Origin of the sequence: Zhongshania sp. (assembly GCF_041584495.1) — a bacterium.
In the GTDB taxonomy this organism is placed as follows: domain Bacteria; phylum Pseudomonadota; class Gammaproteobacteria; order Pseudomonadales; family Spongiibacteraceae; genus Spongiibacter.
In genome coordinates, this window is the sequence record NZ_JBFHDY010000107.1 from 1 (window position 1) to 12,383 (window position 12,383).

Genomic DNA, 12,383 nt, shown 5'->3' on the forward strand with positions numbered 1-12,383 from the left:
CCGCCCTTCACGCAGCGCGCACCAACTAAATTTACCCTTGTGCAATCGGCGGGCCGCTAGCCACAAACCAAAGCCATCGTGCACCAATACCTTCATCCGATTGGCCCGCTTGTTGGCAAAAAGGTAAGCACAATGCGGGCGCGCTTCGCCGAAGCTCTGTACCACGCGCGCCAAAGTGGTATCTGGCCCTGCGCGCATATCTAAAGGTTCTCGCGCTAACCAAATCTCGTCGATGCGAATCATGACAGGGATTTCAGCCAAGAAGCTAAATCGGCGAGATCAGCCATTGGCCAGTGGATCGTGACAGGACCAAGGGTGCTGCTTAGTTCGACTTTTAGCGTGGCATCAGGGCATGAGGCGTTCATTGCCTTGGCGGGCATTCGCGGCGCCACTTTAATAAAGTCACCACTACTATCCGTCGCAGCGGCTTCAAACTGGCGCCGCCATTTATGCACGAGATTAGCATTAATATTAAACTGCTGAGCGACGCTTGCCACCGGAGTATTGGCGGCATAACTCGCTGCCACGACTTGCTCCTTAAACTGAAGCGAATGTTTGCGGCGCGGTGGTTTGGCTGGCGCGGGAAGTAATCCTTGAGTATCCATTGTTGGTGTCCACTTAGTATTAGGTGGACACCAAGGCTACTATCTTTAAATAGGATGGGAAGGTGGTTTTACCGAACGGTTACTTTAGACGGGCGCTACGGCAATGTCACCGCGCCCGACAGGCTGTGCGGCGAATTTTTAAACGCGTCTGTTGCCTTTTCCGCCAAAACAACAACCCACTCCCAAATAATATCGGCGGCACAAACCCAAGCACAAATACAAAACAACGACCAAGCAGATCAAAAGCTTCGCCATTGTGGAGCGGAAATAACCAATACAAAACGCTGTCTCCCACTGGTGCATTGAAGGGGTTTTTCACTGTCACTATCGTATTGCGATAAGGGTCTACCAACACTTCACTGCGCCCTACTCTGCGGTTCACTTCACCGGGCTGGCTAAAACGCAATTTTATTGGATCATTGGCCGTTGCAGGGGGGTAAACTCGGCTTAAGGTTGCCATGGGAAAAGCGCCCTTACCGAGCGCTATTGCGGTGTCTACATTCCGGCCTAAGTCTAATGCCGTGCCCGCCGCTGGATTAGTGCCCGGAGACGGCGCAGCGATTGTGACAGCCTCAGGGTCCGCCACCGGCAAGGCCCAGGCCACCACTGCTTTGAATTGCCCAGGAAAGCATAAATACACGCCGCTCGTAGCAGATACGATGAGAAACACGGCCATATACGCACCTGTCAAACGGTGCAGATCAAAAAGACGAGGTATTGGCGCAGCGCGACCTTGCGCTAACAAGGCGCTGCGCCAGCGCCGCTTTTTTGGCCACCAGCGGTAAAGCCCGCTCAGCAACATCAGCAATACCACTAGGCCGACGATGCCTACTATGACGTGCCCTAGCGAACCCGAGACAAGATTTGAGTGAAGGTCGTAAATGAGCGAAGTGAAATAATTACCCCAAATACGGGTGTCGATTACCTCACCAGTGTAGGGGTTTACAAAAATTTCAAGGCGATCATCCGCCGCACTTTTTGAAAAGAAGCGGTAAGCACGGCCCGCAGTGTTTGGAATTTCGATAAACACAATTCTGCCGCCGTCGGCCAAGCGTACCTGAGCCCTTTGCATAAGTAGCTGTAAAGACAGTGGGTTGCCTCGCTCAGCAATGAAGTAAATATCCGAATTCAGTGCTTCGTCAATGCTGTGATCGAACACTAAAATGCTGCCAGTGAGGCCAAGTAATGCGTAAACGCTACCCACGGTTAAGCCTAGGTAACGGTGTAAAAATTTTAACAAGGGCTAAGATCCTATTCGTTAATATAATGAACGAGTGGCGGCGGGTGCATTAAGAAATTTTGGTGCGAAATATTCCAGGCATAAGCGCCTGCAAGCGGAAAAATCACATAATCGCCGATTGCGAGGGAATCAACAGGCCGCTGGGCAAGAATATCTTTGGGTGTACACAGCTGACCCACAATACTCACCGTGGTGTTGCAAAGCGGCTTCTCACGGTTTTTACCGTGAACTATAAAAAAGGGATGGCTGTGCCCCTGTGCTGCTGGCGTACGGAAATGGTGGGTGCCGCCGCGACAAACCGCAAAATATTCGCCATGATTCGCTTTTATATCCAGCACTTCCATCGCGTAATAGCCGCATTGACTAGCTACAAATCGACCGCACTCAAACCGGATGGTCGTGTCTTCCATCTCTTCCAAGGCAATCAATTGGTGCAATTTCTCACAAAACCTAGACCAGTTGAAGTGGGAATAGGTATCTATATAATTGATCCCCATTCCGCCCCCAACATTCAATACCGACACATCTAAGCTGTAGCGCGCACACCATTGCTTAAACGTGCGAAAGTAGAGTTTCATCAATTGTATATGACGGATGTCGCATAACTGGTGGGATAATAAATGGAAATGAAATCCTTTTAGCGTCAGCTGTGGGTGCCCTGCAATCACCGCCAGCGCAGCACCGAGCTCACTAACATCAAAGCCAAAGGGCGTCGGCTTGCCACCCATGGTTAACCGCGTAGTAGCAATACCATCCAGTGCAATATTCATACGCAAAAGGACTGGGGCTTGGCATCCCAACTTGTCTGCTATGTGAGCTAGACGCAAAAGCTCAGTCTGGCTCTCAACATGAATTGATTCTACCCCCTTCTCTAAAGCCATTGTTAACTCACTTTTTAGCTTGCCAGGGCCGCCGAAGATTAATGGCATATCTGGCTGACACGCTTGCAACCACTGAAATTCCCCGCCTGAAGCGGCCTCAAAGCCATCCACAATTGGCCGTAAAGCATCTAGAATCCTGGCGTCGGGGTTTGCCTTTGCTGCATAAAACAATTCGGCGTTTGGCGGCAGTGCGCCCGTCATTGCACGGCTGTGGTCTCGTAATGCCGCCAGATCATAAATATAGGCACACAGTGGTTCATCGCTGATTAACGCCTGTAGAGCATCATCAAGTCTTTTCACATCGTCACCATGGGATTGCGTAGAAATGTATAAGCAGATGCGCGGTCGGCCTGTTTCAATAAACGCGTGGTAAAGTTGTTCTTACTCGGGATTGGCGCGCCGTTCAGCAGGGCTTGTAATTCCGGCTCGTCGCCGTACTGATACTGCCATTGCGCGATTTCTTTACTGAGCAGCCGCCACAAATGCTCCTCGACAAGAGGGTCTCCCGCCGCACCATGAAATATCGCTTCGCTAAGATTATTGATCAAGGCGCAATAGGCTATGCGATTCCAGCCCTGGGCGCGGCTATAATAGATTGATTGACGAGCCCTTGCAGATAATTCGCAGAATGTTGCCGTAGGCCACTTCTCCGGCAACACCTTTGTCCCCTCCAAGTCGCGAACCCAAACTTTGGATGGTATGCCATTTTCAAAGCCAATCAATATATTTTGCAAATGCGGTTCAAACACCACCCCATGATGGAAAAAATAGTGCAGTACTCCCGGCAATAGGCATTTCACATAAGATGTAAACCACCGTTCAAGCATTGTGTTGTAGCCGCAGGAATAGTCGCGAGATAACTTGCTAATTTTCTTAACGAGCACACTCTCTCCGTCGCCACCCCATGCAAATAAACTGGCCGCTAAACTTGGCGAATATTGCTCTCGCTGTGATTTCGAAAGATTTTCGCGATATAAAATACCAAAGGATTCACGGCACTCCTTGCTGTCTAGCTTCAGGGTTGTGGCCATGGGCTCTGGCATCATTTCAAATTCTGGAAAGGTTTGCCTAGCCAGCGACTGTATCGGTTTTAACAAACGACTCAAAACCACGGCACTTTCTAGTTCGTACCACGCATTCTTCCGTACACAGTTCGTCAACCGCACATGAATTGAGAATTTTAACTGCGCGCTAAGATCTGGGTGATACAAGGTCCGAACAGAGGACGTTGGCGCCATTTTTTGGCCTAAAAATCCAATGGGGCTTATCCGACCATCGGCTATTGCATCACGGATTTCGGGATGCCGCATAATGCTATAGACTTCCCACGGATGGCAGGGATACAGAATCTCAGACTTGCCGTGTAGGGCAGAGAACATTTCGATTGGCAAGAAATCGCAGTCGCCGAGCGTATCAATTATCTTTGGGTCAACTCGAAACCAATACAGCGGAAATGAAGAAAACACTTCTGGTGAACAAGACAGCATATCGTCCATAGCAACACCATGGCGGCTTTTCGGTGCTGGATGCATTGCATGGCCCCATAGCAAACTTTGTTCTGCTCGCAGAAAGCGATCAGCGAAAGGGGTTCGCGTTTTGCGTCGACTCAAAAAGGCTTGTGTCGCTTGGATGCTATTGCCAACCTGCTCAAGTAACTCATCATTAAAATCGCTATTTAAATTTTTTGCTAGGTGCTCCAGTAGAAACTGACACAGGTCTTGTGCTGTAACCAAGGTCCAGGGTTTCCCTTCAACCTTTAAATATGGACTTGAGCTAAATCGACAACGGCCAAGCAAACTAACCCTATCTGCTCGAATAAGTAATCGAGTACGAGATTGCTTAAAATCTATGTGTACAAGTTGTGACCGAGAGGTATTTCTTTGCAAGACCTGTGGAGCATCGCTTACGACGGCGTCCAAGCAGACTTCCTTCGCCTCAACGGCATATTCACGAATATAACAATTAAGCAAATTGCCAATTGCATTATGCCCTGCCAGTGCGCGGTACAAATTTTGCAAAAAAGGCTGCTGCACACCGGCAGCTGGTGGCGAGAAAATTTTCTCAAATTGCTGAAGTGGTTCAATGAGTAATGTTGTAGTGGTCATAAGATAATACCTAGGCGCGTTTTATTAACAAGATCACGGCGATTAACGAACTCACGGTGGCGACGATAAAGGGGGCAACCGGATTTGTGAACGTAACTAATAATCCAGCGAGTAATCCGGCGCCGACGCCAGCCCATTTTCCACACGCATCGAAGCGTCCAAAAATAAAGCCAGCGCTTCCATCTAGAAGTTGGTCGCTTAATAAGCGATGAATACCGTTATAGCTCAGCACCATGCCTATACCGAATAGCAGGCGTAGGAAGCAGAGCGGAATAACACTCTCTACCATGCTGTGCCCCGCGCAAGCCAAACCAAGCGCAATCAGCCCCATCGTCGCTTGGGATCGCGGCGACCAGTAAAACTTGCCAACAAAATAGATCAGGACGAGGTATACAAGATGTGGCAGGCTGTAAATTAGGCCAATTACACTGTCGTTCGCTAAGCCGAGCTGGTAAGAAAACTGTAAAAAGTAAGGAAATGTAACAACCATCGAAAAGCTGAACAGGAATTGCAGCGTAATAATTGTTGTTAATTCGGCATTCCACTGTGCTTTTGCTCTGTTTTTAATTGCGCTAGCTGATTTATCTTTTGTTAATGCGAATTTGTTTTTACTCTCCCTATTTTCCGGGAAGAACCACGCTATTACAAAGGCCAGCAAAGGTAATAACGCGAGATAGCGATAAACCATAAGTGGCTCAGCAATACGTGTAAACAGCCCCAACACGACGGGGCCAAATAACAGGGCCAACCGTGCAGAGAGTTGAGTGTAATTCAAACTTTGGGCAAGCTCCTTGCCCATCTGCATACTCGACAAGTAGGCATTAGATGCGGCCAATGTGCCACCGCACAAGCCTTGTATAATCAAACCTAGGGTAAAAATCTCAATTGAAGAGGCAAACCCCGACACAATAAAGCCTAAGCTCAAGCCAAGCTGGGCCCGCAGTAGCGAGGCTCGCTTACCATATTTATCGGCGAATCGGCCCCAATACGCAGCGACCAAAGCAGTGCATACGCTAGGTGCCACAAATAGGAACCCCACCCAATAGTCTCCTAACAGCGGGTCAATTGAGACGAGCATACGCGGTAAAAATAATGGCATACCCAACGCCGTAAACGCAGACAGAAAATGACATAGCAACACGAGAATTAATAAATGAGCTTGCGGGGAAGGCCTATCCACACGATTTGAGTACGAAATATCTGGCGCCGTCACGTTATCGTACCCTCAAAAAATTAGGCGCACTAAGCCCATAAAATTTATTGATATCTGCGGCTCCGCTCCGTCGTTTTGTCATTAAACTGCCAGCACTCAGCAAATATTTAACGTAGAGAAGCTCACTTTCTAGTAGATGCTGCTTAGCGTATGCAACCTCGACCCCCTCTTCAGCCAGTGCGTTCAGCGTACGTGCAATTGTTTGCTGCAAAGCGCCATAAACGTTTTCTCGCAACACCAAGGACTTATCAATCATTACTTCAAATATGGCGGTAATATTCAATTGCAAGGTAATGGTGGTGAACATTTGGGCAAGTGGAAGTTCGTCGTCCACTAGAATTCGGGTGTCAATAAACTGAGCGAGGTCAGCAGAACAGCTTGGCATTGCCCCACAAAATCGTGCTGGCCACAGGCGCGCAGCATCGTTATCTTTCATGAGCAAGGTCAAGGCTTGTTCACAATCAAAAACCAATACCGCATTTTGTTGATTCGCCTCAAGGGCAATACCGTATACCAGCCATAAACGCAAATGGACGCCAACCATAAGATCCAGATACTCCTTAAGCCAGGCATCGACATTGCCGTCATAAAAGGCATCGATTAAATCTTGTAAGTACAGGCGACCATCTGGCATTTCACTCGCCAAAGCGGCCACTGGAACTAGGCAATTCCTGTTGTTATCGCAAACCGACTGCGGATAACGTCGAACAATATAGGCAAGCTGCTTCTCTTCACCAATATGCGCCCCATGTTGTTCGTCGCAATGTTGATATCGGCCCGTTAAAGTATGGTCTTGATGCGCGATAGCCATCAGCAAACGACTAAACCGATGCCCGTCGTAGAGCGTACTGGCCTTGATCAGCCGCACATTTTTATTGCCGAGGGAGCGCATAAAGAGTGGGAGCTTGATATGAAACTGTGGCTCACTTTCGACCATTACCGTACGAACAGATAAGGTCGGCCGCACGGTCAGCACTGCGTTTGGCGCCCTAACAACACCCTGAGGTAAATTAGTCAAAGCATCCCATGTCAATGGGTGCACCGGAAACAATTGGTGAGAAACTGCAAGATCGGCAGGCAAACCCGTATCAGAAAAGCTCGGCCAGCACGCCGGAACTTGGCTAGTTTGTGTTACATCTGTGCGGCGCACTGCAAGCCAGCGCAACTGGAAACTAGGTGCAAACTCTGGGGCATAAAGGCGTAGCGCCACCTCATCAAACCCAGATTTCGCGCGTGCTGTCGGGTAATAAGGATGATCTTGGAAAGCGGCAACCTGCTCACCAAACAGCATACGATGTTGCCATTGGGAGATATTAGTCACCTTTTGTCCTAAATGTTCGATCTGATCTTGGTAAGCTTGGTGACAATGCCGCCGATGAAGCACTGCGGTATCTGCTTCTTGGCAATAATCCCGTATCACCTTTTGAGTGGCCTCGTCTTCGCCGGCACCAAGTAGTGCTAACCAATTAGTGTAGCCCGAACGCTTTTCCCATCTACCAAGCTGCTTTTCAAACCAATAATCACTAATCCCCCGCCAAAATTGCATATAGCGCGTTGGACGTACTGGCAATAGCAGCTCACGTTGCCCTATTTTTAATAACAACCACGTAACGTCGGGGTCTTTTTGAATCTGCGCTGGCGCCTCGATAGCAACAGCATTGTCTAATAGGCCAAACACATTCTCACGTAGGCAGGCGTCAATGATTCTGCAAGTGATATAGCACATACTCACCCGCGCACCTCCCAGCTTAGTTGCTGGATGAAGTCATCGACTTCTTCACTAAGCTTAAGTTTGTGAGAATTGCTTGAAATTCCGGTCACAATACCGAGGTAGTCTTTATTTGAATGACTAATCTGAATTAAGTCACCAGGCTGTTTTAGCTGCTGAAAATTCAGAGTTATCCCTTCGTGTTCATGGCAATGGTCGCCACTTATATTCTCTACAACGCCAGAACTCGTGGCTGTTATATAGCGGACAATCCCGTCCCTATCGCTATGGGGAAATTCATTGATGGGTTGACCGGCGTGTAGCCTTATAATCGTTTCAAACCAATTAAAGGTTAACAGCTTATTGAGCAAAAACTCGCGGCCATCGCCGATGCTACGGTAATTAATTTCAACAAGAATTGGCCCCCCTTCTGTCGCAATGAATTCACTATGACAAACTCCGAAACCAACGCCGAATTTTTTAATTTGAGTTAGTGCCTCGGTTCGCCATTTAACACTTTTTTCGCCGTTCCATTGCGCCTCCAATTCAACAAAATACGGCGGCTCAGACAATGCCACATCGAACCCCCCTATGGCTTGGATAGATTTGCCATCACCTAGGGTCTCCAAAGTAAATAAAGTACCTTCGAGAAAACCTTCTAACAAAATTGTCGCGCCGGCATTCTTACGGAAAAACACGCGGCAATAATCTTCTAGATCCTGATGGTTATAGCAAAGACTGACATCAATACTGGCAACGCCTTCGCAAGGTTTGGCAATAACGGGGTAATTAATATCTCTTGGTAGTTCGGTGCCCGCTTGCACTCTTTGGAACCAGGTTGTGGGTAAGCTTAATAGTTCTAAATAGGTGCGCATTGCCGCTTTGTTTTTGGCGCGGTAGCAAGTAGACCACGGCTTGCCAGGCAGTTGAAAATACTCCGCGACCAGCGCACTAGCGGTCTGTAAATGATCGCTATTCGAGAACACAACATCTGGCACAATACTTAACGCGTGCAGGAGGTCAATTATTGCGATTGGATTAAAGACATCACATTCAAAAATATTTGCAGGCGCTTCGTCCAGCTTGTTCTTAAAAAATTTGCCGTACTCCAAGGCGTGGTCGGTTATCAAAATAACATCATATTCCAGCGCTTTACCCGCTGGTACAAAACCATTTGTTACCGCCTTATTGAGCACATGCGCAATCAATACTAATTTTCGCTGCATTGTAAGAATTCCATCCGAGACAGGTTGATAGACGCCGGATTCTATCGCTCAATCACCTCGTAATGCAAATCATTATCATTACCATTTACATAGCTTGGCAGATCTTGTATCTTGGCTTTCTAAATGAGTCTTGTGCTTACAAGCCAAGTAAGGCGATATTAATTAATTATTGAGGTAAAGCAGGGAATGATCGGCACAAATGCCATCAAAATTAAGGTCAACGCGGGCGAAGAAGTTTTTGGGATACTCAATTCACTTCCCTTGCCTCTTGTCTGTGAAATGCTCGGCCACGCGGGCTATGACTTTGTTGTAATTGACACTGAGCATCAGTTGGTGCCACCCGCGGTTCTAGATCATGCGATTCGCACCGCAGAATGCGCAGGTATAGCGCCATTCGTTCGTGTGCCGCTTGACGACAAGGCCATGATTCCGCGTTTATTGGACGCTGGCGCTATGGGCATAGTAATACCGCGCGTCAGCACGGTCGCTCAAGCAAGGGCCGCTATATCTGCAGTGCGATTCCCGCCTATAGGCCAGCGTGGCATCACAGGCGGCCGAAACACGGGCTTTGGGGCATTGAGCCTTGATGACTATATGGCCTTAGCAAATAGCGAAGTTATGCTCATACTAATGATTGAAAATCCCGAAGGTTTGGCGGCGTTGCCAGAGATACTCGCACTCTCTGGTGTGGACATGGTGCTTGAAGGTGCATTGGATTTAAGTATTGCCATGGGCTACGGGGCTAATGTCCAACATAAGGCTGTGCAGTCAGCTCTAAGAACCATGGCAAATCACTGTGCCGATGCAGGCGTTCCGTTTTGCGCCATCCCTCGTCAAGTTGATCAGTTAGATGCTTGGCGCAATGCAGGAGTAAACGCATTTCTCGCAGGTGAAGATCGCGGCATGGTGTTCAGAGCACTGCAGTCCCATTTACACATGCTAAAAACTAGGCGTTGACACCTCCCCTTTTCTCTCATGCTATTTTAATTTTTAAGTGCAAGGAATAATTATGCCTAGTAAAACGCTACTTAATCTCACAGTCGCGCTGACGTGCGCGCAAATTTATTCAATCGCGGCAGTGGCCGCGAAATCACCTGAGGTTGAAGAGGTGCATGTAATTGGTAGTGTACTGGGCCAGTCTACAGCCGCAGAAGTACATGTTTATCCTGGTAATCGCACTGTAATCAGTGCAGAGGATTTAAAGCGCAACGCGGTGCTATCGATAGACGATGCGCTGCAGCGGGTGCCCGGTATCAAAATTCAGGATGAAACGGGTACCGGGGTTTTACCCAATGTTGCGGTACGCGGCCTCAATGCCAGTCGCAGCGGTTATACTCAGTTCTTGCTCGACGGTGTGCCGCTCACATTGGCACCCTATGGCCACACTGGCCAATCGCTGTTTCCCGCCGCCCTTAAAAGCCTTGATCGCATCGATATTGTTCGTGGCGGTGCCGCTGTTCAATACGGCCCTAACAATGTGGGCGGCGTCATTAATTTGGTTACCAAGGCAATTCCTAATGATTGGGAAACGAGCTTGGAGGAAAAGCTAAGCGTATTTTCAGGCGGCAATATTTTAAGCGACACCTATATACGCACCGGCGGCCCGCTTAGCGATGAGTTTGCCGTTCAACTCGAGGGGAATCGACTCACCGGCGAGTCATTTCGTGAGCACTCAGATACCGATGTAGACAATTGGATACTCAAAGCCCGCTGGGACATTAGTACGAAGCAAACATTGGATATGTCCTTGCAGCGCTACGACGCAGAAACCGAAATGCCTGGCGCCTTAACTGCACAGGCCTACGCGGAAGATCGCGATCAGTCGCAACGCCCCAATGATAAATTCCAAGGTGACACCACACGCTTTAGTGCTCGCTACAATCAGCAGATAGGCAATATGGATATCGCTGACGCTGGCGAATTTAATTGGACCAGTTTTGCTCACGAGTCGACACGAAATTTCGAATGGGACTTTAGCACTGACCCCAGCGCCAATCACTGGGCAGACCCAGCAGCGCCAGCAACACACCTGCGCAGCTCGCCCCGCGAGTTTAAGGTGTGGGGCACCGAGCCACGTGTAAGTTTTCAATTTAGCGGCAGCGCCCTCTCCCATAAATTAACCCTTGGCACACGTCTGGTAAAGGAAGACATCGACTACAAATTAATACAAACCGACAACAGCACAAATATTACCAGCACCCCCCGCAATTGGTCGCTCGATACCTCGGCAATTGCCGCCTATGTTAGCGACGAGGTTAAACTGTTGAATCAGCGCCTAACAATTACACCGGGACTGCGCTACGAACACCTTAACATGGATTTTAGCGACCGTGGCAGTGCCGCCGTGACCGACAATTCCGTCACCGAGCTGTTACCCGGACTTACGGTAGGATACGAAGTAAATCAAAATTTATTCGTATTCGCCAACGCCCAGCGCTCCTTGCGCGCACCGCAAATTGCCGTAATACGTGGAACCAGTGAAGAAGGCGCCGAACTGGCTTGGAACTATGAGGCTGGCGCTCGAATCACCACAAATGCAAATGCATCATTGAGCTTGTCGGTGTATCAAATCGACTTCACCGATCAGCTGATATACAACAGCACACAGCAGAGCTTCGACAATGTGGGCGAAACACGTCACCAAGGTTTTGAGCTAGAAAGCAGCTACTCACCGATTAGTCTGAGCTCATTAAAATTACACGCGGCATATAATTACTTAGATAGCGAACAGCGCGAAGGTGCGAATAGCGGCAAAGAACTGCCTCATGCCTCTAAACATCAACTGTCCTGGGACGCTAGTTACGCTTTTGCTTATCTTGATATCACGCTATCTGGCTTTTATTTCAGCAGTGGCTTTAGCGACACTGCCAATACCCGCACGGAGGATGTGAGTGGCACTAAAGGTCAGCTACCGTCCTACACAGTTTGGAATCTACAGCTGAGTAAAACCTCGCCCCTTGCTAGCGGCAAAGCGCTTTACACCGGCCTAGCTGCGAATAATCTCTTTAATAAGGAATACTATTTTCGAGGTATTGATGTGAGCCCATCTGGTCGCTACCCCGCACCGCCGCAATCACTCAGCGTGGAGGTAAAGTATAGTTTTTAATTTTCGCTAAGGAGTTTAAGTGAGCTTCGCAGAATATTGAGTCGACGACAAAACGTTTAAGTACGACAGAGAGCACATCAAGGGTAATCGATTTAATCCCCTGATATAGGTCGAAACGCATTGGCATCAATATTCAGCTTCCGCAATTTCGCTCGCAGGGTACTGACATTGATGTCTAAACGTTTAGCCGCGCCATAAGGGCCGTCTACTCGGCCCTTGGTCTCGGTGAGAATATGCTTGATATGCGCGGCGATGACCGCCTCTAAAGACTCATTTTCCGGGGCATTAATCTTGGCGAC

General features: G+C 48.6%; 11 protein-coding genes. 2 read left to right on the forward strand and 9 right to left on the reverse strand.

The window, feature by feature from the left end:
* From tnpB to ABYP33_RS14720, 8 genes are all read right to left on the reverse strand, one after another.
* Positions 1-243, reverse strand: a 243-nt coding sequence (tnpB, locus tag ABYP33_RS14685; protein WP_373091910.1) for an IS66 family insertion sequence element accessory protein TnpB, incomplete at its 3' end; no start/stop codon positions are given.
* The gene (locus ABYP33_RS14690) at positions 240-605 is read right to left on the reverse strand and encodes a transposase (protein ID WP_373091911.1); all 366 of its coding nucleotides are present in this window, start codon (positions 603-605) and stop codon (positions 240-242) included. The genes tnpB and ABYP33_RS14690, both read right to left, overlap by 4 nt.
* A gap of 106 nt (positions 606-711) precedes the next feature.
* Entirely contained in the window at positions 712-1,845 is a 1,134-nt protein-coding gene (locus ABYP33_RS14695; protein WP_373091913.1) for a PepSY-associated TM helix domain-containing protein, read from the reverse strand.
* 11 nt (positions 1,846-1,856) lie between these two features.
* Positions 1,857-3,026 (reverse strand): type III PLP-dependent enzyme, encoded by a 1,170-nt coding sequence (locus ABYP33_RS14700; protein WP_373091914.1) that lies wholly within the window; start codon positions 3,024-3,026, stop codon positions 1,857-1,859.
* Entirely contained in the window at positions 3,023-4,831 is a 1,809-nt protein-coding gene (locus ABYP33_RS14705) for an IucA/IucC family siderophore biosynthesis protein (protein WP_373091915.1), read from the reverse strand. The genes ABYP33_RS14700 and ABYP33_RS14705 overlap by 4 nt, the downstream gene beginning before the upstream one ends.
* Before the next feature lie 10 nt (positions 4,832-4,841).
* Entirely contained in the window at positions 4,842-6,044 is a 1,203-nt protein-coding gene (locus ABYP33_RS14710) for an MFS transporter (protein WP_373091916.1), read from the reverse strand.
* 1 nt (position 6,045) lies between these two features.
* Complete coding sequence (locus tag ABYP33_RS14715) at positions 6,046-7,770, reverse strand: IucA/IucC family protein (RefSeq protein ID WP_373091921.1); 1,725 nt, start codon at positions 7,768-7,770, stop codon at positions 6,046-6,048.
* A gap of 2 nt (positions 7,771-7,772) precedes the next feature.
* Entirely contained in the window at positions 7,773-8,978 is a 1,206-nt protein-coding gene (locus ABYP33_RS14720; RefSeq protein WP_373091917.1) for a hypothetical protein, read from the reverse strand.
* A gap of 186 nt (positions 8,979-9,164) precedes the next feature.
* Between ABYP33_RS14720 and ABYP33_RS14725 the strand changes: the two genes are divergently transcribed.
* A complete protein-coding gene (locus ABYP33_RS14725) occupies positions 9,165-9,935 on the forward strand; it encodes an HpcH/HpaI aldolase/citrate lyase family protein (protein WP_373091918.1) in 771 nt (256 codons plus the stop codon).
* 52 nt (positions 9,936-9,987) lie between these two features.
* Complete coding sequence (locus ABYP33_RS14730; protein ID WP_373091919.1) at positions 9,988-12,084, forward strand: TonB-dependent receptor family protein; 2,097 nt, start codon at positions 9,988-9,990, stop codon at positions 12,082-12,084.
* Between the two features lie 92 nt (positions 12,085-12,176).
* On the opposite strand, the gene ABYP33_RS14735 is transcribed toward ABYP33_RS14730, so the two are convergent.
* Positions 12,177-12,383, reverse strand: a 207-nt coding sequence (locus tag ABYP33_RS14735) for a hypothetical protein (protein WP_373091920.1), incomplete at its 5' end; no start/stop codon positions are given.

Excerpts from the sequence above, each read along its gene's own strand:
- ABYP33_RS14690 (WP_373091911.1), bottom strand. The coding sequence starts at position 605 with ATGGATACTCAAGGATTACTTCCCGCGCCAGCCAAACCACCGCGCCGC.
- ABYP33_RS14705 (WP_373091915.1), bottom strand. The coding sequence starts at position 4,831 with ATGACCACTACAACATTACTCATTGAACCACTTCAGCAATTTGAGAAA.
- ABYP33_RS14715 (WP_373091921.1), bottom strand. The coding sequence starts at position 7,770 with ATGTGCTATATCACTTGCAGAATCATTGACGCCTGCCTACGTGAGAAT.
- ABYP33_RS14720 (WP_373091917.1), bottom strand. The coding sequence starts at position 8,978 with ATGCAGCGAAAATTAGTATTGATTGCGCATGTGCTCAATAAGGCGGTA.
- ABYP33_RS14725 (WP_373091918.1), top strand. The coding sequence starts at position 9,165 with ATGATCGGCACAAATGCCATCAAAATTAAGGTCAACGCGGGCGAAGAA.
- ABYP33_RS14730 (WP_373091919.1), top strand. The coding sequence starts at position 9,988 with ATGCCTAGTAAAACGCTACTTAATCTCACAGTCGCGCTGACGTGCGCG.